Origin of the sequence: Staphylococcus sp. FSL W8-0774 (genome assembly GCF_038006785.1) — a bacterium.
GTDB classification, from domain to species: domain Bacteria; phylum Bacillota; class Bacilli; order Staphylococcales; family Staphylococcaceae; genus Staphylococcus; species Staphylococcus pasteuri.
This window is the reverse complement of sequence record NZ_JBBOVW010000001.1, coordinates 1,573,129-1,595,713: the sequence shown is the minus strand read 5'-3', so window position 1 is coordinate 1,595,713 and position 22,585 is coordinate 1,573,129. Positions and strand designations below refer to the sequence as shown.

Annotated in this window: 17 protein-coding genes and 1 pseudogene; 16 read left to right on the top strand and 2 right to left on the bottom strand. The window is 30.7% G+C overall.

The window, feature by feature from the left end; all coding sequences use genetic code 11:
• Positions 1-111: 111 nt before the first annotated feature.
• The 8 genes from smc to rplS all read left to right on the top strand — a co-directional run bounded on the left by smc (position 112) and on the right by rplS (position 9,311).
• Positions 112-3,681: a chromosome segregation protein SMC gene (gene smc, locus NSQ15_RS07715; protein ID WP_070451362.1), complete on the top strand. Its 3,570-nt coding sequence runs from the start codon at positions 112-114 to the stop codon at positions 3,679-3,681.
• Positions 3,678-4,925: a signal recognition particle-docking protein FtsY gene (ftsY, locus tag NSQ15_RS07710; RefSeq protein WP_217193855.1), complete on the top strand. Its 1,248-nt coding sequence runs from the start codon at positions 3,678-3,680 to the stop codon at positions 4,923-4,925. Before smc ends, ftsY begins: the two co-directional genes overlap by 4 nt.
• Positions 4,912-5,244, top strand: coding sequence for a putative DNA-binding protein (locus tag NSQ15_RS07705; RefSeq protein WP_046466606.1), 333 nt, complete (start codon positions 4,912-4,914; stop codon positions 5,242-5,244). The genes ftsY and NSQ15_RS07705 overlap by 14 nt, the downstream gene beginning before the upstream one ends.
• A 19-nt stretch (positions 5,245-5,263) precedes the next feature.
• Positions 5,264-6,631 carry a signal recognition particle protein gene (gene ffh / locus NSQ15_RS07700; protein WP_029055452.1) on the top strand — a complete coding sequence of 456 codons (1,368 nt, stop codon included), beginning with the start codon at positions 5,264-5,266 and terminating at the stop codon, positions 6,629-6,631.
• 541 nt (positions 6,632-7,172) lie between these two features.
• The gene (rpsP, locus tag NSQ15_RS07695; protein ID WP_017637120.1) at positions 7,173-7,448 is read left to right on the top strand and encodes a 30S ribosomal protein S16; all 276 of its coding nucleotides are present in this window, start codon (positions 7,173-7,175) and stop codon (positions 7,446-7,448) included.
• Between the two features lie 166 nt (positions 7,449-7,614).
• The gene (gene rimM / locus NSQ15_RS07690; protein WP_017637119.1) at positions 7,615-8,118 is read left to right on the top strand and encodes a ribosome maturation factor RimM; all 504 of its coding nucleotides are present in this window, start codon (positions 7,615-7,617) and stop codon (positions 8,116-8,118) included.
• On the top strand, positions 8,118-8,855 hold the full coding sequence (trmD, locus tag NSQ15_RS07685; protein WP_029055451.1) for a tRNA (guanosine(37)-N1)-methyltransferase TrmD: 738 nt from the start codon (positions 8,118-8,120) through the stop codon (positions 8,853-8,855). The genes rimM and trmD overlap by 1 nt, the downstream gene beginning before the upstream one ends.
• Positions 8,856-8,960: 105 nt before the next feature.
• The gene (gene rplS / locus NSQ15_RS07680) at positions 8,961-9,311 is read left to right on the top strand and encodes a 50S ribosomal protein L19 (RefSeq protein WP_017637117.1); all 351 of its coding nucleotides are present in this window, start codon (positions 8,961-8,963) and stop codon (positions 9,309-9,311) included.
• Between the two features lie 200 nt (positions 9,312-9,511).
• Here rplS and NSQ15_RS07675 read toward each other — a convergent pair whose 3' ends face one another.
• The gene (locus NSQ15_RS07675; protein WP_340747066.1) at positions 9,512-12,121 is read right to left on the bottom strand and encodes a YfhO family protein; all 2,610 of its coding nucleotides are present in this window, start codon (positions 12,119-12,121) and stop codon (positions 9,512-9,514) included.
• Positions 12,114-14,714 carry a YfhO family protein gene (locus tag NSQ15_RS07670; RefSeq protein WP_340747065.1) on the bottom strand — a complete coding sequence of 867 codons (2,601 nt, stop codon included), beginning with the start codon at positions 14,712-14,714 and terminating at the stop codon, positions 12,114-12,116. The genes NSQ15_RS07675 and NSQ15_RS07670 overlap by 8 nt, the downstream gene beginning before the upstream one ends.
• A 261-nt stretch (positions 14,715-14,975) precedes the next feature.
• Between NSQ15_RS07670 and ylqF the strand changes: the two genes are divergently transcribed.
• From ylqF to dprA, 8 genes and pseudogenes are all read left to right on the top strand, one after another.
• Positions 14,976-15,851: a ribosome biogenesis GTPase YlqF gene (gene ylqF / locus NSQ15_RS07665; protein ID WP_029055448.1), complete on the top strand. Its 876-nt coding sequence runs from the start codon at positions 14,976-14,978 to the stop codon at positions 15,849-15,851.
• Positions 15,844-16,611 carry a ribonuclease HII gene (locus tag NSQ15_RS07660; RefSeq protein ID WP_017638389.1) on the top strand — a complete coding sequence of 256 codons (768 nt, stop codon included), beginning with the start codon at positions 15,844-15,846 and terminating at the stop codon, positions 16,609-16,611. The genes ylqF and NSQ15_RS07660 overlap by 8 nt, the downstream gene beginning before the upstream one ends.
• A gap of 110 nt (positions 16,612-16,721) precedes the next feature.
• Entirely contained in the window at positions 16,722-17,888 is a 1,167-nt protein-coding gene (sucC, locus tag NSQ15_RS07655) for an ADP-forming succinate--CoA ligase subunit beta (RefSeq protein ID WP_217193858.1), read from the top strand.
• Positions 17,889-17,909: 21 nt separating this feature from the next.
• Positions 17,910-18,815, top strand: a complete 906-nt coding sequence (sucD, locus tag NSQ15_RS07650; RefSeq protein ID WP_124760187.1) for a succinate--CoA ligase subunit alpha — start codon at positions 17,910-17,912, stop codon at positions 18,813-18,815.
• Between the two features lie 126 nt (positions 18,816-18,941).
• On the top strand, positions 18,942-19,319 hold the full coding sequence (locus NSQ15_RS07645; protein ID WP_070451348.1) for a YSIRK-type signal peptide-containing protein: 378 nt from the start codon (positions 18,942-18,944) through the stop codon (positions 19,317-19,319).
• Between the two features lie 157 nt (positions 19,320-19,476).
• A pseudogene (locus NSQ15_RS07640) lies at positions 19,477-20,124 on the top strand (CHAP and LysM peptidoglycan-binding domain-containing protein); the annotation flags it as partial.
• A gap of 30 nt (positions 20,125-20,154) precedes the next feature.
• Complete coding sequence (locus NSQ15_RS07635) at positions 20,155-21,393, top strand: aminoacyltransferase (protein ID WP_070451346.1); 1,239 nt, start codon at positions 20,155-20,157, stop codon at positions 21,391-21,393.
• A gap of 210 nt (positions 21,394-21,603) precedes the next feature.
• Positions 21,604-22,473, top strand: coding sequence for a DNA-processing protein DprA (dprA, locus tag NSQ15_RS07630; RefSeq protein WP_217193860.1), 870 nt, complete (start codon positions 21,604-21,606; stop codon positions 22,471-22,473).
• The last annotated feature ends 112 nt before the right edge of the window (positions 22,474-22,585 follow it).

The following is a 22,585-nucleotide window of genomic DNA, read 5'->3' as shown; positions in this document are numbered from 1 at the left end:
CGTTATGTGATTTGTATAAGTTGAATACTGATGCAATCAACATGAATATGCATCAAACAATAAGTTGATTTCGAAGTAAGAATCAACGTGGATTTGGATAAGGAGAATAGCATGGTTTATTTAAAATCAATAGATGCCGTAGGATTTAAGTCATTTGCAGACCATACTGATGTTCAGTTTGATAAAGGTGTTACAGCAATTGTTGGTCCAAATGGTAGCGGTAAAAGTAATATTACTGATGCGATTAAATGGGTTTTAGGTGAACAATCTGCAAAATCACTTCGTGGTTCTAAGATGGAAGATATTATTTTTTCTGGTGCAGAACATCGCAAACCCCAAAATTATGCAGAAGTTAAATTAAAATTAGATAATCATTCAAAAAAATTACAAATTGATGCTGAAGAAGTTGAAGTCACACGACGTTTATATCGTAGTGGTGAAAGTGAGTATTATTTAAATAATGATCGTGCACGATTAAAAGATATTATTGATTTGTTCTTAGATTCTGGGTTAGGTAAAGAGGCATTTTCGATTATTTCTCAAGGTAGAGTTGATGAAATTTTAAATGCAAAGCCAATAGATCGAAGACAAATTATCGAAGAATCAGCAGGAGTTTTAAAATATAAAAAACGTAAAGCTGAATCCGTTCAAAAATTAGATCATACTGAAGATAATTTAACACGTGTTGAAGACATTCTATATGATTTAGAAGGACGCGTTGAACCTTTAAGAGAAGAAGCGGCTATAGCGAAAGAATACAAACAATTATCATCAGAAATGGAGAAAAGTGATGTAATTGTTACTGTCCATGATATTGATCAATATACAAAAGATAACGCTCAACTAGACGAACAACTTAATGATTTAAAAGGTAAACAAGCAAATAAAGAGGCTGAACAAAGTCAAATTAATCAATTATTGCAAAAGCATAAAGGTAAACGTCAAGAGTTAGACCAACAGATTGAACAATTAAACTATAACCTAGTCAAGGCAACTGAAGAATTTGAAAAATACTCTGGTCAACTTAATGTATTGGAAGAACGTAAAAAGAATCAGTCAGAAACTAATGCAAGATTTGAAGAAGAACAAGACAACTTACAGACTCAATTAGAAAATGTTCAACAGGAAAAAGAAGAAGCAATTCATACATTAAATCAATTAAAACAGAAACAAAAAGAATTAAATAAAGAAGTACAGACACTTGAATCTAAATTATATGTTTCTGATGAACAACATGATGAAAAATTAGAAGAAATAAAGAACCAATATTATGAGTTGATGTCTAAACAGTCAGACGTGAATAATGATATTCGTTTTTTAGAGCATACTATTAATGAAAATGAAGCTAAAAAATCAAGGCTTGATTCTAGATTAGTTGAAGCTTTTAATCAATTGAAAGAAATACAAAATAACATTTCAAATACTGAAAAAGATTATAATCAAACTCTGAAAGAAATGAAAAAGACTGAACAACAAATCAAAGAAGTAGAGAAACAATTGACTCAATCGAAACAACACCAGTCTGAATTTGAAAATAAATTGTATCAAGCTTATCGTTATAACGAGAAATTAAAATCTCGTATTGATAGTTTAGCAACACAAGAAGAGGATTATACGTATTTCTTTAATGGCGTAAAACATATATTAAAAGCTAAAGGTAAAGAATTAAGTGGTATTCATGGTGCTGTAGCAGAAGTTATTGACGTTCCATCCCATTTAACACAGGCTATCGAAACAGCTTTAGGTGCATCATTACAACACATTATAGTTGAAGATGAGAAAGATGGACGCCAAGCAATACAGTTTTTAAAACAGCGCAGTTTAGGGAGAGCAACATTTCTACCGTTAAATGTAATTCAACCGCGTTATTTAGCTTCAGATATCAAATCAACAGCACAATCTTCAGAAGGATTTGTGAATATTGCTTCAGATGCTGTTAAGGTATCGTCTCAATATAAAAACATTGTCGAGAATTTATTGGGTAATACAATTATAGTTGAAGACTTAAAGCATGCTAATGACTTAGCGAGATCAATTCGCTATCGTACAAGAATTGTTACACTTGATGGAGATGTAGTTAACCCTGGTGGTTCTATGACAGGTGGTGGCGCTCGTAAAACAAAAAGCATCTTGTCTCAAAAAGATGAACTTACAACAATGCGCAAGCAATTAGCAGATTATCAACAACAGACTCAAGAATTTGAAAAACAATTTCAAGCCCATCAATCTCATTCTGAAAAATTAAGTGAACAATATTTTGATATCAGTCAAAGTTATAATACTTTGAAAGAAAAAGCACATGGCTATGAATTAGAACTTGATCGTCTGAAGAAACAAGAAGCACATCTTAAAGATGAACATGAAGAATTTGAATTTGAAAAAAATGATGGTTATCAAAGTGATAAGAGTAAAGAAACACTCGAACAAAAGCAACAACATTTAGCTGAAATTAAAGCAGAATTAAAACAACTTGAAGAAGATATCGAGCGTTATACAAAATTATCCAAAGAAGGTAAAGCATCTACTACACAAACACAACAACAACTGCATCAAAAACAATCAGATTTAGCAGTAGTCAAAGAGCGTATTAAAGCTCAACAACAAGACATCGAACGTTTAGATAAACAATTACAAAGTACAGAACAACAACTTGATACTATTAAAGAAAAAATAGAATTATTTAATTCAGATGAAATGATGGGTGAGCAAGCGTTTGATAAAATCCGAACACAAATTAAGGATAAAGAACGTGAAAGAACTGAATTAAATCAGCAACTAGATCAAGTTAAACAACAACGAGTTGACTTAAATCAAATGATTGAAGACAATGATAATAATCTTCAAGAATGCCACCAAGATTTATTGTCTATCGAAAATCATTACCAAGATATTAAAGCAAATCAATCTAAATTAGATGTATTAATCAATCATGCTATCGATCATCTTAATGATGAATATCAACTTACGGTAGAAAGAGCACGTACACTTTATGACAATGATGAAGAGATCGATTCTTTACGTAAAAAGGTTAAATTAACAAAAATGTCCATTGATGAATTAGGCCCAGTTAATTTAAATGCAATTGAACAATTTGAAGAATTAAATGAACGTTATACTTTCTTAAATGAACAACGAACAGATTTGCGTGAGGCAAAATCTACATTAGAACAAATTATTAATGAAATGGATAAAGAAGTAGAAGGACGATTTAAAGAGACGTTTCACGCTGTTCAAAATCATTTTAGTAATGTGTTTAAACAACTGTTCGGCGGTGGTAAGGCTGAGTTACAACTCACTGAAGATGACTATCTAGCAGCTGGCGTTGATATTATCGTGCAACCACCTGGCAAAAAATTACAACATTTATCATTATTAAGTGGTGGAGAGCGTGCATTAAGCGCAATAGCTTTATTATTCGCTATTTTAAAAGTAAGGTCAGCCCCATTTGTAATCTTAGATGAGGTCGAAGCGGCATTGGATGAAGCAAATGTAATCAGATATGCTCAATATCTCAATGAGTTATCTGATCAAACGCAATTCATTGTGATTACGCACCGTAAAGGAACGATGGAATTTTCAGATCGTTTGTATGGTGTTACGATGCAAGAATCAGGAGTATCTAAATTAGTAAGTGTTAACCTAAATACAATAGATGAGGTTATGAAGGAGGAAGAAGCATGAGCTTTTTTAAACGCTTAAAAGATAAATTTTCAGGATCGAGTGAAAAAGATATAGAAAAAGAATTATCCAATGAGGAAGAAATTGATGAGTCTTCGAAAAAGACTGACGATTCACAACAAGGGTTACAAAATGAAATTGAAGAAGAAAAACCTAAAAAGAAACCTAAAAAGTTAAGTGAAGCTGACTTTGATGAAGATGGATTAATTTCAATTGAAGATTTTGAAGAAATAGAAGCACAAAAAATCGGAGCGAAATTTAAAGCTGGATTAGAAAAATCTCGTGAAAATTTCCAAGAACAGTTAAATAACTTAATAGCGCGTTATAGAAAAGTTGATGAAGAATTCTTTGAAGCATTAGAAGAAATATTAATTACAGCTGATGTTGGTTTTAATACGGTAATGCAACTTACTGAAGAGTTACGTGTTGAAGCACAACGTCGTAACATTCAAGAGACAGAAGATTTACGAGAAGTTATCGTAGAAAAAATTGTTGAAATTTATCACCAAGAAGATGATAAATCTGAAGTGATGAATTTAGAAGATGGACGTTTAAATGTTATTTTAATGGTTGGTGTTAATGGTGTAGGTAAAACAACAACAATCGGTAAATTAGCATATCGTTATAAAATGGAAGGTAAAAAAGTAATGCTTGCAGCAGGTGATACTTTTAGAGCGGGCGCTATTGAACAATTAAAAGTTTGGGGCGAACGTGTTGGTGTAGAAGTGATTAGCCAAAGTGAAGGTTCAGATCCTGCAGCTGTAATGTATGATGCAATTAATGCTGCTAAACATAAACAAGTAGACATTTTAATATGTGACACAGCAGGACGTTTACAAAATAAATCTAACCTAATGCAAGAACTTGAAAAAGTTAAACGTGTTATTGGTAGAGCCGTTCCAGACGCGCCACATGAAGCATTACTTTGTTTAGATGCCACAACTGGACAAAATGCATTATCACAAGCTCGTACATTTAAAGAGGTAACAGATGTTTCAGGTATCGTATTAACTAAATTAGATGGTACAGCTAAAGGTGGTATTGTGTTAGCTATTAGAAATGAACTTAAAATACCAGTTAAATATGTAGGTTTAGGTGAAAAATTAGACGACTTGCAACCATTTAATCCCGAAAGTTATGTTTATGGTTTATTTGCAGATATGATTGAACAAAATGAAGAAATTCCAGAAGAAAGTAGTGACGTTTCAGCTGATAATCATGAGGAAAATAATAATGAGCCAAAATGATTTAGTTAAAACGTTACGTATGAATTATCTCTTCGACTTTTATCAGTCACTTTTGACTGATAAACAACGAAATTATCTAGAATTATTTTATTTACAAGATTATGCTTTAAGTGAAATTGCTGATACTTTTAAAGTGAGTAGACAGGCAGTTTATGATAATATAAGAAGAACTGGCGATTTAGTTGAAGATTATGAAGCTAAATTAGGATTATACAAAAGGTTTGAACAACGACGAGATATTTATAATCAAATGAAACAATCTCTTGATAAACCAGAATTATTAAAGCAATATATAGATCAATTAGAAGAATTAGAATAACGATGAGGAGGGAATAATTATGGCATTTGAAGGATTGTCGGATCGCTTACAAGCATCAATGCAAAGAATGCGTGGTAAAGGTAAAGTTACCGAAGCGGATATTAAAGCAATGATGCGAGAAGTGCGTCTTGCATTATTAGAAGCCGACGTTAACTTTAAAGTTGTTAAAGATTTCGTCAAAACTGTTTCAGAACGTGCTTTAGGTTCAGATGTAATGCAGTCATTAACACCTGGACAACAAGTCATTAAAATTGTTCAAGATGAATTGACTAATTTAATGGGTGGCGAAAATTCATCTATCAAAATGGCTAATAAACCACCAACTGTTGTCATGATGGTAGGTTTACAAGGTGCAGGTAAAACAACAACTGCTGGTAAATTAGCGCTTTTAATGCGTAAAAAATATAATAAAAAACCAATGTTAGTTGCTGGAGATATTTACAGACCAGCTGCCATTGACCAATTACAAACAGTAGGTAAACAATTGGATGTACCTGTTTATAGTGAAGGTGACCAAGTTAAACCTCAACAAATTGTTCAAAACGCATTGGCACACGCTAAAGAAGAACATTTAGATTTTGTTATTATTGATACGGCAGGTCGTTTACACATCGATGAAGCATTGATGAATGAACTTCAAGAAGTTAAAGAAATAGCGAAACCTAATGAAATTATGTTGGTTGTTGACGCTATGACTGGTCAAGATGCTGTTAATGTAGCTCAATCATTTGATGATCAATTAGATGTAACGGGTGTAACATTAACTAAGTTAGATGGTGACACTCGTGGTGGTGCTGCGCTATCAATTCGTTCCGTTACTCAAAAACCAATTAAATTTGTAGGTATGAGTGAAAAATTAGATGGTTTAGAACTATTCCATCCAGAACGTATGGCATCTCGTATTTTAGGTATGGGTGATGTACTAAGCTTAATTGAGAAAGCACAACAAGATGTTGATGAAACAAAAGCTAAAGATTTAGAGAAAAAAATGCGAGATTCATCATTTACATTGGATGACTTCTTAGAGCAACTTGATCAGGTTAAAAATCTTGGACCATTGGATGACATAATGAAAATGATTCCAGGTATGAATAAGATGAAAGGATTAGATCAACTTAATATGAGCGATAAACAAATCGACCATATTAAAGCGATTATCCAATCAATGACACCTAGTGAAAGAGAAAATCCAGCAATGTTAAATGTATCACGTAAAAAGCGTATCGCTAAAGGTTCAGGACGTTCATTACAAGAAGTGAATCGTTTAATGAAACAATTTAACGACATGAAGAAAATGATGAAACAATTTACTGGTGGCGGTAAAGGTAAAAAAGCAAAACGTAATCAAATGCAAAATATGCTAAAAGGCATGAATTTACCTTTCTAATATTTTATATATTCCAACAGATTTCAGTCTGTTGGAATTTTTTATGTATGAGGAATGCCTTACCTAATCGTATGTACGATTAGGAACCTATTTATGACAATTCATTTTATGAATTTAGAACAGATATGTTTGAAATATATTGATATAAAGGGATAAAATCTTATATTGGCAGTAGTTGTCTGTATAGAAAATGCGCTTTTTAAGCTTTTTTCTATACTAGTCAACCTTGCCGGGGTGGGACGACGTTAAAGTTGTAATTATTTAAAATTTAGTAAGCTGTTTAATACACATGATTTTGTTTATTGATGTCCCTTGTAAATTAAACTTTAACTGTCCCACTCCCATAACCAACACTAATTTTCTTTCAGAAAAAAGTAACGAAGAGGAACGCCTTAGCTAAAGCTAATGCATAACCAAATCTACAATTCATTTCATGAATTTAGATTTGGTAAAGAAAAATGTCTTTACAAAGTTTTATATACCTGTTATTATTTATTCTTGTAGAAAATAAAAATTGAAATGTTCAAAGGAGAGTTTTATAATGGCAGTTAAAATTCGTTTAACTCGTTTAGGTTCTAAAAGAAACCCATTCTATCGTATCGTAGTTGCAGATGCACGTTCACCACGTGATGGTCGTATCATCGAACAAATCGGTACTTACAACCCAGCACACGTTAATGCTCCAGAAGTGAAAATTGACGAAGAATTAGCATTAAAATGGTTAAAAGACGGTGCTAAACCAACAGATACAGTTCACAATATCTTATCAAGAGAAGGTATTTTGAAAAAATTTGATGACCAAAAACACACTAAATAATTCTAGTCATTATTGACTAATCTATCAATTTAGTTAGGGCGCCATTATTTGGTGCCTTTTTTATTTATATCAATGTCTTACTTATAACAAATCAATAACTAATAACTTTAATCAATGGTAAAGTGATATTATGAAATAAACTTGCAATATAAGGAGGTTAGTATTAATGGAAGTAGAAGTAGGACAAATCGTTAATACTCATGGAATTAAAGGAGAAGTGAAAGTAAAATCTAATTCTGATTTTACAGATACTCGTTTTCAACCAGGAGAAGTGTTAACAGCTAAATTAAATCAAACTGAAAAAGATTTAACTATAACATCATATCGTGTACATAAAGGATTTCATATGTTGAAATTTGAAGGCATTGATAATATCAATGATATCGAATATTTAAAAGGTGCTACGCTTTACCAAGAAAGAGACCATGAAGAAATAGAATTAGAAGAAAATGAATTTTATTATTCTGATATTATAGGTTGTACTGTCTTTGATGATAATGAACAACCTATTGGTAGAATTACAAGTATTTTTGAAACTGGAGCTAACGATGTCTGGGTTGTAAAAGGAGATAAAGAATATTTAATTCCTTATATTGCAGATGTAGTTAAAGAAGTAGATGTTGAAGGTAAAAAAGTGATTATCACGCCAATGGAAGGATTGTTAGATTAATGAAAATTGATTATTTAACACTTTTTCCAGAGATGTTTGATGGCGTGCTTAACCATTCGATACTAAAAAGAGCTCAAGACAAAAATATTATTGAAGTGAATACTATTAATTTTAGAGACTATTCTATCAATAAACACAATCAAGTTGATGATTATCCCTTTGGTGGTGGACAAGGTATGGTCTTAAAGCCTGAGCCAGTGTTTAATGCAATGGAAGACTTAAACAGAACAGATAATACTCGAGTTATTTTAATGTGTCCTCAAGGACGTCCATTTAGCCAAGCAATTGCACAAGAATTAAGTGAAGCAGAGCACATTGTGTTTATCTGTGGCCACTATGAGGGATATGACGAACGTATTAGGGAACATTTAGTCACTGATGAAATATCTATGGGTGATTATGTATTAACAGGTGGGGAATTACCTGCAATGACGATGACAGATGCCATTGTTAGACTCATTCCTGGTGTATTAGGTAATGAACAATCACATCAAGATGATTCATTCTCAGATGGCTTATTGGAATTTCCACAATATACAAGACCACGAGAATTTAAAGGTTTAAAAGTACCAGATGTGTTATTATCAGGTAATCACGCACATATTGATGAGTGGCGTCATGAACAGAAAATTATTCGTACATTAAATAAACGACCAGATTTATTAAAACAATATGATTTGACTGATAAAGATAAAAAAATCATACAAACATATAAAAACCAATTGAAAAACGACTAACGTTGTGCTAACATAATTTAAGTGTGAAAAAGCACTAAAAATCACTATGATCCGCTGCTATACATTTGTCTAGGCAAGAACATAGGTTGAAGGAGAGAATTTATAATGAGTAATCATAAGTTAATCGAAGCAGTAACTAAATCACAATTACGTACAGATTTACCTTCATTCCGTCCTGGTGACACTTTACGTGTACACGTTCGTATCATTGAAGGTTCACGTGAACGTATCCAAGTATTCGAAGGTGTTGTAATCAAACGCCGTGGTGGAGGAATTTCAGAAACTTTCACAGTTCGTAAAATTTCTTCAGGTGTAGGTGTGGAACGTACATTCCCATTACACACTCCAAAAATCGAAAAAATCGAAGTTAAACGTCGCGGTAAAGTACGTCGTGCTAAATTATACTACTTACGTCATTTACGTGGTAAAGCTGCTAGAATCCAAGAAATTCGTTAATCAGCATACTAATAACGTAGTTACGTATGAAGACTATACTTTAGAAAAGCCATTAAGTTATCTTAATATGATAGCTTAATGGCTTTTTGTATGAATGGGTATATATTCGTTTGTGAATACAAATCCTTTAATGTTATTAAAAATCTATACAGAAAGTGTGAGTCCTATCAACTTAAACATTTGATAAGACTCATACTTTTTTAATTTCTTTTATTTAATTTTTTGGTAAATATTATACTGCCGATGATACCAATAATCGAAATAATGATTAATAAGTAAAAATGAGGTGGTGTATAAGTTAGTTTAATCATTTCTTGTCCTTTTTTAACAGGAATCGCTGTCATGATACCATTTGCTTTTTCAACTTTTTCTGTATGACCATCAATAGATGCTTTCATTCCTTTAGCATAAGGTATAGGCATAACTAAATAACCACTGTCATTTTTATCTTTTTTAATTGTATAACCATTTCGTTGTTTATCAATATGCACATGCTTTAATTGTTGGGTACTTTGTTTTAATATTTGATAATTTTCGCCATATATACCTTTAACTTTAATACGGTATTTGCCTTTAGATAATTTTATATTTAAATCATCTGATGATTTAATACGCATTGTGACTGAGCTTACGAATCGACGATATTTATAAGTGAGCTCATTACGGTTTTGACTGTAATCATTTACACCTACTGTATGTTTTTTATCTGGTGATAATAATTCAACATCCATTTCAACGTATAAATCTTTATATTGTTTAGAAATGAATTGAGGTAATTGAAGATGAATGCCTCCATTATTTTTAGTAACTTCAATATGATTATTATCAAGTCGTTTAGCATTAACTAACGTACGTTTAGTATGTGATAACAGATTTGGATTTGAACTGAAAGACGTATTCGATTTATCGTCTTTCTGATTAAATACAACACCTTGAAGCATAGCTTGTTCTTGATCTAAAGGAGATTTTAAATCTTTCGCATCATATATTTTATTTGTAATATGTGCAGCTGGATAATGCATCATATTATGTGAATGAATCCATTGATCACCGCTATCGTTAATTAATGCTTTCTTTTTGAATCCATAAGGGATATTTAAATCATTAGGATGTCTAAGTCGATCTTCTACACCCCATAATGCCATTAAGTTTGCACGATTGCCTAGATAACGATAAGTACTATTTTTATCTACTGGCATATTGATTTGCATTGTCTTATCATAATACTTCAAAATGTCTCCATCAAAAATGCTTGAGTATAAAGAAATCCCATTATAGTGATAAATGAATGGTGAATTTAACCCGTAAAAAGACATGTAATCGATTCTAGACAATGGGTTGGACTGTGATTGTTTAATTTGTTGTATTTTATCGTTTAAAGTATGACCTCTATAGCTAGGATCATTGATATCCTTCATCGTTGATTGATAAGGCTCAATTGTCTTCTTAAAAGTCACATGTTCAATCGCTAATTGTTGTAGAAAAATGAGTAATATTAATAAAAGTTGGAGCCACCATTGATTAGCAAGCATAGGTTTTTTAATGATGAAACCTAATACGACAATAAGTATGATTGATACCGGAATCCAATAAATAGTATTACTTGCTTCCAAAAAGTAAATGATTCCATATAAACTAATAGGTATTGCAACTATTAAGTATTTTTTAAGTGATAATTCACTAATATGCTGTATTAATAATGCAACTAATGCGCTAGAAGATAACGTTAATGCATAAACCCAACGTCTTTGGGGCATTGAAAAACCATTAAATGCACTATCAAAGTATTGTGATAATGAGCCAATCAATAATATCCATGTCACTATGGCAAATAATCTAAAATAATAATGACGATATAATTTGAATGAAAATAAAGCAATAATTGTTATAAAAGTAATCGTTATATAAAATCCATCTGAAAAAATATTAAAATTACTGTTTGTAAGATCTGTCAATAAAGTGATTTCAAATTTAGAATTCTGTGCTCTATCATTGTTAAAAAATGAAGAAAGTCCTGTAAACAATCCAAATATACTGCTTAATACACTTAATATTACAGCAATTAGAAGAATATAGAATTTTTGCCATCTAGTCACAATATCTTTTGGATGCGTCATGATTATTCTATAAATAAAATAAAATCCTAATACGATTGCTTGATAATAACTAAAGTAAAAATTCATAAAAAGGGTCAAACCAATGGCAAATATAAAAAGTCCAATTTTCTTTTCTCTAAAGAAACGTTCCATAGAGAGTAAAGAAAGTGGTAATAGAATTAATAAATTACCATAAAAAGACCATGTAAAATTGTAGTAGATAACAACTGTAGAAATACAATACATTATTGTAGCTAAGATGACTGAAGTAGGTTTGAATTTTAAATATCTAAAGAAATAAAATGTACAAATAAATGTAAGAACGGTTCTAACATACGCCATTATTAATTGGTTTGCAGGCCAAAAATTGATATCGTGTGGGTGCGCTAATCCTATTTTTTCTAAAATCCAAATCCAACCAAAGTTAATCCACATAAGAGGTGACATTGAATAATAATAGGCAAGTCCTTTTACATAATCTCCACCTAAACCAAAGGATTCATCATAGAATCCTTTGAAAGTAGAGAAATGTTCATATAAATACATTTGAAATGGCATCATTTGGCTGAATCCATCTCCATTACCACTAAACACTGTTCCTTTAGTAATAAAAAGATAAATGAAAGGGAGATAAATGCATAGTGATAAAATAGCACTTGCAATGATAATTAATAATAGAAATGAATAAGGATTGGAAGTGATCTTTTTATACATTATGCTTTCTCTTCTTTCTCTTTATAGATTTTAAATATTTAATAAATATCAAACTTACAATCATACTAATTATTGATATAAAAATCATTGTATTCCATAAAGGTGGTTGATATTTAATGATGATCGTTTTGTCATTTTTATTTACTGGAACTCCTGTCATCATGCCATTAGCTTTATAGACTTCTGTTTTTTCACCATCTACGAAAGCTTTCATACCTTTTCTATAAGGAATATTGATGGTCGCAATACCTTTATTATGCTGATCTAAATTGACTTTCACACCATTTTTAATGTCCTGATAATTCATTTTAAAATTTGCATGTTGCTTTGCTTTTTTGAGCGTATCATAATTTTCACCATTTAGGTTTAATAATTGTAAGTTAAATGTACCTTTAGGAGATAATTGAATCGTGATATCGCCATTTTTATCTGGTTGAGCACGGTATAATTGGGTATCTACACCTGTGGGGTATACAGAATCGTTATATAGACGATTGTTATTATATTGATTTACGTTGACCGTATAATTGCTATCTGGAACACCTCTTTTGATCTTCATCGTTAAGTAAAAATCAGTATATTGAGTTCTTAATTTTTTAGGAATATGAAGTTTAATATGTCCTGTATTTTGAGTAACTTTAATATTATGATGCTTTAATTTAGAAATATTGTCGCTTGAAATTTTCACTCTGTTTAGTAAATTATCTGCTTTTTTATGATAGTTTTGTCCTTTTTTATTTAAAACAACACCATCTAACATGGCATGTTCACGGTCAATTGGTGTTTTTAAAGACTTTTCATTAAAAACGTTATCTGTAACTTTAACTGAAGGCAGATTTAGCGTGTTTTCATAAATTGAATATTGTCCTGCTTTTTTAACCTTTTTAAAGTAGCTCGGGACATTATCTTGATATTCTTTCAACATGAGATAACGAATGGAGAAAAGACTAGCTATATTTTGTCTACCATTTGTAGATTGATACCTACTTAATGATTCCTCTGCTAAGTTAATTTTTAAATCATCATAATAATCATCTAGAATATTGTGATGGAAAATGCTTGAATATAGGCTCAATCCTTTGAAATTTTGATACATAGGTGTATTATCTTGCTCATTAACTCTCCAATCGATACGCTCATCCTCACGTTTAGATGATTTCATTTGATTAACTAGTGATCTTTGTAAATCTGAACTATACATATTTGAATTTAAGTAGAACGTATTAGCTCTATCCTTATGATCTTCAAAATAAATTTGATTTTTAATAAATACAAATGACACCATGATATTTAATAAAGCTATAGCAACAATATATAAATATGATAATTTAATACGGCTTGTTTTATCATTGAGAACTAAAATCAACAATCCTATAAGAGAAACTATAGGTACAAATATCATCCATGCAACATAAGTATGATAGGCGAAGGCACTAGTAAATACGACGCTTTGCGCATTAATATTTGTTAGAAGATAAGATTTAATTTTTACAGTTTTAAAATATTTAACATAAAGTCCTATTAACATAGCTGAATTAAATGCAATGATAAACTGCCATCTTTTTTGTGGGGCAGAGAATCCATTAAATAACTGGTCTATGAACGGTACAAAATTAAATAAAATAAATACAAAAGTTAGAATAGCAAATAAACGATAATAAAAATGTTTATATAATTTAAAGGATAAAATAGCTTGAATCGTAATAAATAAAATGACAATAAGATAATTATCAAAAAATAAATTTGTATTTGCATCTAGATGTTCAAAACGAGGCACTTTTCCTGTAAATGGAATACGTCGATTACCTAAATAACCTTGCACACTATGATAGAAAATAAATAAGCTATTTCCTAAAGATAAGATCCCACTTATGATGAAAATCAAAAATGCTTGTTTACGTGAAACTTTATCATTGTCATGTTTAAACAAGATTCGAATGATAATATATCCTGCACCGATAATGAGTAAGTAATAAGCAAAGTAAAAATTATTAATTAATATCAATGTCATTGATGTTATAAATAAACCTATTTTTTTAGTTTTAAAAAATCGTTCAATCGAATATAACAATAATGGCATCCAAATAAATACATCACTGAAAAACGGCCAGTATACTGTAAATCTGAAATACAAAGGTGAAATTACAAATAAAAATGCCATTAACATGCTAATGATGTGATTTTTTGTTAAGTGCTTTGCATATAAATATGTACAATAAAGCGCTAAACTTGCTTTGAAAATTGAAACGATAAGCGCATTGTTCATCCAAAATAATAATTGTGTAGTATCAATATGTATGAATAGCTTTAATAGCATAATTACTAAAACATTGATAATGAATATAATATTGGTTGAAAAGTAATAACTTAAATCTGTAAAGAAATCTCCACCTATTCCAAAGTCAGATGAATAAAACCAATTACCATGACTCCATTGATTAAATAAGTACATCTGGATAGGTACCATTTGTTCCATACCATCATTAGGTCCAGTAAATAGTATGCCGTCATGATAGAATTTATAAATAACATAACTATGACCAATTAATGATAGAAAGAAGAAAATAAGTGAGTATTTGAGAAATTTTTTCATGACTGACTCCTACTCCATATATTTATCTTGATTATAATTTTTTATGACTATTCCCAAATTGTAGGGGATAGTAATGACGATGAAAAGTATTTATACTTTAATTTAAACTATTTTACAGAATCTTAAAGTATAGAATCGCTAAAATATTTAAAAACAAGTTATTATAGTTCGCGTGTTAAACTAAACCTAGTTTATGAGAAGATGTTAGAGTATAATTTATACAATGTAAAAGATGAAAAGTATTGATGAAAGGTGATGACAATGACAATACAATGGTATCCTGGCCACATGGCCAAAGCTAAAAGGGAAGTAAGCGAACAATTGAAGAAAGTAGACGTTGTATTTGAACTTGTAGATGCACGTATTCCTTATAGTTCAAGAAACCCAATGATTGATGAAGTAATAAAACAAAAGCCAAGAGTAGTTATTTTAAATAAAAAAGACATGACTAACTTAAAGGAATTGGAAAAATGGGAACAATTCTTTGAAAATAAAGGTTACTATCCAGTAGCTGTCGACGCTAAACATGGTAAAAATTTAAAAGATGTTGAAAAAGCAGCAATACAAGCGACGAAAGAAAAGTTCGATCGAGAAAAAGCAAAAGGATTAAGACCTAGAGCAATACGTGCCATGATAGTTGGTATTCCTAATGTAGGTAAGTCAACGCTAATTAATAAACTAGCGAACCGAAGCATTGCTCAAACTGGTAATAAACCTGGAGTTACGAAACAACAACAATGGATTAAAGTAGGAAACTCGTTACAATTATTAGATACACCCGGAATTTTATGGCCAAAATTCGAAGATGAAGAAGTAGGGAAGAAACTAAGTCTAACTGGTGCAATTAAAGATAGCATCGTTCACTTAGATGAAGTAGCTATTTATGGACTTCAATTTATGATTAAAAAAGATTTAGTTGGTTTAAAATCACATTACAATATTGAAGTGGATGAAGATGCAGAAATATTAGAGTGGTTTGATGCAATTGGACGTCGAAGAGGTTTATTACAAAAGGGTAATGAAGTGGATTATGAAGCGGTTATTGAGTTAATTATTTATGAAATTAGAAATGCTAAAATCGGCACATATTGCTTTGATATATTTAAAGAAATGAAGAGTGACATTGAACATGTCTAAAACGATTAAAGAAATGAAGCAGTTGCTTGAACAAATTGATACGATTGAAGAACTAGAACAACATGAAGCTAATTTGGATAATCGAAAAGGTGTACAGCAAGCAATTGCTAGTCGTAAAAAGCAATTAGAAAAAGAATTACAACTCATAGAACAATATCATGAGATGACTTTCTATGAAAATGAATTGTTAGCAAATAATGCCGACGAAGTTATTTGTGGCATCGATGAAGTGGGCAGAGGTCCACTTGCTGGACCAGTTGTAGCTTGTGCAGTGATTTTGAATAATGACCATAATTATCTAGGCCTTAATGACTCTAAAAAGGTATCTGCTAAAAATAGAGCAAAATTAAACCAACAATTAATAGATGGTGTTACTGAATACGCTTATGGTGTTGCAACAGCAGAAGAAATTGATCAATTCAATATATATAAAGCGACACAAATCGCCATGCAACGCGCAATAGACAATTTAAAATTAAAACCCACACATTTATTAATTGATGCGATGAAATTAGATAACGAAATTAACCAGACGTCTATTATTAAAGGTGATGCTAAAAGTGTATCAATTGCAGCAGCAAGTATTATGGCTAAAGAACATCGAGATAACTATATGAAAGAATTAGCTGAGCAATTTCCAGGATATGGATTTGAAAATAACGTTGGTTATGGTACTAAAGAACACCTTAAGGGTATAGAAGAATATGGCGTTATAAAAGAACACCGAAAAACGTTTGAACCTATTAAATCAATCAAATAATAGTTTGAATTTTAAATTAATTGCAAAAAAAGAGTGGTATCAGTTTACAATAACGCTTTCATTTTTTATAATTGAAAAGGAACTTAACCTAAGAAACAGGAGGATGGAAGATGAATATCCACGAGTATCAAGGTAAAGAAATATTTCGTTCAATGGGCGTAGCCGTTCCAGAAGGACGAGTAGCATTTACTGCTGAAGAAGCGGTGGAAAAAGCGAAAGAATTAGATTCAGATGTATACGTGGTTAAAGCACAAATACACGCTGGGGGTAGAGGTAAAGCAGGCGGTGTAAAAATTGCTAAATCACTATCTGAAGTTGAAACTTACGCTAATGAATTATTAGGTAAACAATTAGTTACACATCAAACAGGACCTGAAGGTAAAGAAGTTAAACGCTTATATATCGAACAAGGTTGCGACATTCAAAAAGAATATTATGTAGGATTTGTAATTGATCGTGCTACTGATAGTGTTACTTTAATGGCATCAGAAGAAGGCGGTACTGAAATTGAAGAAGTAGCTGCTAAAACTCCTGAAAAAATCTTTAAAGAAACAATTGATCCTGTTGTAGGATTATCACCTTATCAAGCACGTAGAATTGCTTTCAATATCAATATTCCTAAAGAATCAATTGGTAAAGCTGCTAAATTTTTAATGTCACTTTACAATGTATTTATTAAAAAAGATTGTTCAATCGTTGAAATTAACCCACTAGTAACAACTGGTGACGGTGAAGTTTTAGCATTAGATGCTAAATTAAACTTCGATGACAATGCTTTATTCAGACATAAAGACATTATGGAATTAAGAGATTTAGAAGAAGAAGATCCAAAAGAAATCGAAGCATCTAAATATGATTTATCATATATTGCATTAGATGGTGATATTGGTTGTATGGTTAATGGTGCAGGACTTGCCATGGCTACTATGGATACAATCAATCATTTTGGTGGAAATCCAGCTAACTTCTTAGACTGTGGTGGTGGCGCTACTAAAGAAAAAGTTACTGAAGCATTCAAAATCATTTTAGGTGACGAAAATGTTAAAGGTATCTTTGTAAATATCTTCGGTGGAATTATGAAATGTGATGTTATCGCTGAAGGTATCGTTGCAGCAGTTAAAGAAGTAGAGTTAACTTTACCACTTGTAGTACGTTTAGAAGGTACTAACGTAGAACGCGGTAAAGAAATCTTAAATGATTCAGGTTTAGCAATTGAGCCAGCATCAACTATGGCTGACGGCGCTCAAAAAATTGTTAAACTTGTTAAAGAATCATAAGGAAAGGATGGGAACACTAAGATGAGTGTATTTATAGATAAAAATACAAAAGTAATGGTACAAGGTATTACAGGGTCTACTGCCCTTTTCCATACGAAACAAATGTTAGATTATGGAACACAAATTGTCGCAGGGGTAACACCTGGTAAAGGTGGACAAGTAGTAGAAGGTGTTCCAGTATTCAATACTGTTGAAGAAGCTAAACAAGAAACTGGAGCAAACGTATCAGTAGTATACGTTCCAGCACCATTTGCTGCAGATTCAATTTTAGAAGCAGCAGATGCTGATTTAGATATGGTGATTTGTATTACTGAACATATTCCTGTTGTAGACATGGTTAAAGTTAAACGTTATTTACAAGGTAGAAAAACACGTTTAGTAGGACCAAACTGTCCAGGAGTAATTACAGCGGATGAATGTAAAATTGGTATTATGCCAGGTTACATTCACAAAAAAGGTCACGTAGGTGTTGTATCTCGTTCAGGTACATTAACTTATGAAGCAGTTCACCAATTAACTGAAGAAGGTATTGGTCAAACAACTGCTGTAGGTATTGGCGGCGACCCAGTTAACGGTACTAACTTCATCGATGTTTTAAAAGCTTTCAATGAAGATCCTGAAACTAAAGCTGTAGTAATGATTGGTGAAATCGGTGGTACAGCTGAAGAAGAAGCAGCTCAATGGATTAAAGAAAATATGGATAAACCTGTAGTTGGATTCATTGGTGGTCAAACAGCACCTCCAGGAAAACGTATGGGTCATGCTGGTGCGATTATTTCTGGTGGTAAAGGTACTGCTGAAGAAAAAATTAAAACACTTAACAGCTGTGGTGTACACACTGCAGATACACCTTCAGAAATCGGTACAACTTTAATTGATGCAGCTAAAGAAGCAGGCATTTACGAAGAATTATTAACTATTAAATAATTTTAATTGATAAACCTAGGGTTCTTTGTAGCCCTAGGTTATTTATTTTATAAAAAACATTTACAATAAGTTGTGTAAAATTATATATTATTTATATAATATATTTAACAACAGGAGTGTAACATCATGTATAATTTCAATCATATTAATTTGCGACTTTCAATCAGAAAAATTAGTTTAGGAGTATTTTCATTAGCAATTGGTTCTTTTATGTTAATAGGGATTTCTAACACGGCAAGTGCCGATGAAATTAATAATAATCAACTTAGTGAAGAACAAAAAATAACTTTAAAAGAAAAAAATAACACTAATAATATAAATATTATAAATACAAATCAAGTTAACGTTTTAAGAGGAGAAGAAAATCACTTACAAAATATTATTGAAGAAAATACGAATATAAATGTAGTAACTAAAGAAAAATCAAATTCCAATAATCAGGTTATTAATAAATCCAATATCGATACATCTGAAAATAGTATTAAAGTCCAAAAAAATAAATAAGTAACAGAAAATGTTAGATACAATAATGAAATAAAAAACTTAAACTTACAAAATGGTCAAAAGAAGATTGAGAATTTAGAATTTAAAAAAATCTGAAAATTCAGTTATCTCAACTACTCATATTGATAAATCAAATAAAAATAACTCTTATGGTTCTGGCGGCTATTTCTTTAGAGCCGCACCGAGTACACAAATTTATACTGTTAAAAGTGGTGATACACTTAGTGCGATAGCTTTAAAATACAAGACTACAGTTACTAATTTGCAAAATTCAAATAATATATCTAATCCAAATTTAATTTTTATTGGGCAAAAATTGAAAGTCCCGATGACACCTCTTATCGAGCCAAAGAAAAAAATACAACCTAAAAATAATTCAACTACACTTGATTATTTAAAGACATTGGAGAATAAAGGTTGGGATTTTGATGGTAGTTATGGGTGGCAATGTTTTGATTTAGTTAATGTATATTGGAACCATCTTTATGGACATGGACTTAAAGGTTATGGAGCTAAAGATATTCCATATGCTAATAATTTTAATGGGGAAGCTAAAATTTATCATAATACACCATCTTTTAAAGCAGAACCAGGAGATATCGTTGTATTTAGTGGGAGATATGGTGGAGGATTTGGTCATACCGCAATTGTGTTAAATGGTGATTATGATGGTAAATTAATGAAATTTCAAAGTTTAGATCAAAATTGGAATTTAGGTGGTTGGCGTAAAACTGAAGTAGCACATAAAGTTGTTCATGATTATGATTACGATATGATTTTCATACGACCATTTAAAAAAGCATAATTTAATTATCTAGAAAGTAGGTTAATTTTAATGAAATTTACTATTTTAACTAGAGAAGAATTTGATGAATTTGCTCAATCTCATTTTAAACACTATACTCAGTCATTGAAACTATATGATTATAGGCAAAAAAATAATAATGATTCACATATAGTTGGGGTGAAAGATGATAATAATAAAGTCTTAGCTGCATGCGTACTTACAGAAGCACGCATACTAAGGTATTATAAGTATTTTTATACTCATCGAGGTCCCATATTAGATTATGACAATTTATCATTACTCAATTATTTCTTTGAAAATTTGAAGGTGTATACATGGAAGCATAAAGGTGTATATGTTTTGGTGGACCCTTATATTATAGAAAACATAAGAAATCCTGACGGAAAAATAATTAAGCATTATAATAATGAACAGATAATGAATGCGCTCCGAAATCTAGGATATTTACACCAAGGTTATAGTATCGGATATTCAAACATGAGCCAGATTCGTTGGATGTCAGTTTTAAATATTGATGATAAATCTGAACAGCAATTATTAAAAGATATGAATTATCAAACGCGACGCAATGTTCTAAAAACAATTGAAATTGGTGTAAAAGTTAGAACGTTATCTATTAATGAAATTTCTAAATTTTATAGATTATTCCAAATGGCCGAAAAAAAGCATGGATTTAAGTTTAGAGAAGAAGAATATTTTAAACAAATGCTAGATATATATAAAGAAGATGCAATGATTAAATTAGCTTATATAGATTTAATAGAATATCTAGATATTTTACAAGAAAAAATATTAACAATTGAAAAACAAATTGAAAACTCTAAAAGTATATTAATTAAATATCCAAATTCAAAGAAAAATAAGACATTATTATCTCAATTAGAATCACAAAAAATAAGCGTCGAGAAGAAAATATTCAGAACTAGGAAATTAATTAAAAGGGATGGAAAAATTTTAGACTTAGCAGCTGCGTTATTTATTTGTACTAAGGATGAAGTTTATTACTTATCTAGTGGCTCTAATCCTAAGTATAATGAATATATGGGTGCTTATAGATTACAATGGGAAATGATTAGATATGCAAAAGAACATAAAATTAATCGGTATAATTTTTATGGGATAACCGGGAAGTTTGGATTAGATGCTGAAGATTATGGCGTTCAACAATTTAAAAAGGGATTTAATACACATATTGAAGAATTAATCGGAGACTTTATTATACCTGTACGACCACTATTATATAAAATATACAATTTGAAACAATAAATAGTAACACAAAACTATAATTAAAAAAGTTCCCACTGTTTATCAAGATATTGGGAGCTTTTTTATAGAAGTTAATGAAGATTTTAAAAATTTACAATGGTTAAAATTTTACTTCTTAAAATTGAATTACATTTTCCATTTATATGTTTATGAACTGTAACACAAAAGCAAGTTGTTTCTGTGTATAATTTAATTAAAGGAGCAATGATTTTGAACAAACATTTTTTACTTAAATTATACTGGGCTCAGTTTACTACTTCACAAATACATCAACTCAACCAATATTATCCACAGCTCTTTCATGTTAATGATTATGAACAAGAATCGTTATTACATTGTTGGATTACTCAATACCAGCCACGATTATTGCCTAAGTTCCTTGACTACAAACAATTTCAATATAATGAAATTATGAAAGTTCTTCGACAATTAGATATCAACTATATCACCTATTTTGATAAAGATTATCCCTATTTATTAAAAGAAATTTATGATTATCCTTTTGTCTTATTTTATAAGGGTAATAAAGACATTTTAAAAAACGATAAAACTTTAGCTATAGTTGGTGCTAGAAAGTGTACAAACTATACAAGCCAAGCACTTAATTATCTTTTTCCTTCATTTAAAAGAGCTCAACTTACAATTGTATCTGGTCTTGCTGCAGGAGCAGATAGTGAGGCACATCAACAGACATTGAATGCCTATTTGCCTACAATTGCTGTATTAGGTTATGGACATACACATCATTATCCAAAATCTACTTTTTCACTTAGAAAGAAAATTGAAGAACAAGGTATTGTTATTAGCGAATATCCACCATTTTCTCCAATAGCGAAATATAAATTTCCTGCAAGGAACAGATTGATTAGTGGTTTATCAAAAGGTGTTTTATTAACAGAAGCTAATGAAAGAAGTGGAAGTCGTATTACTATAGATTGTGCACTTGAACAAAATCGAAATGTCTATGTATTACCAGGAAAAATATTTGATACCTCAGCAAAAGGGAATTTATTATTGCATCAAGAAGGCGCAACGATTGTTGTGAATGAACATGATATCTTACAAGACTATTCAATTTAAGAATATAGTGTATATTAAGCAATTAGACTGTAATAAAATGGATTAAAATCATTAAAGAAAAAGACAAATAGTTAATTAAAAAATATAACAAAATGCGTCATAAAATATTAAA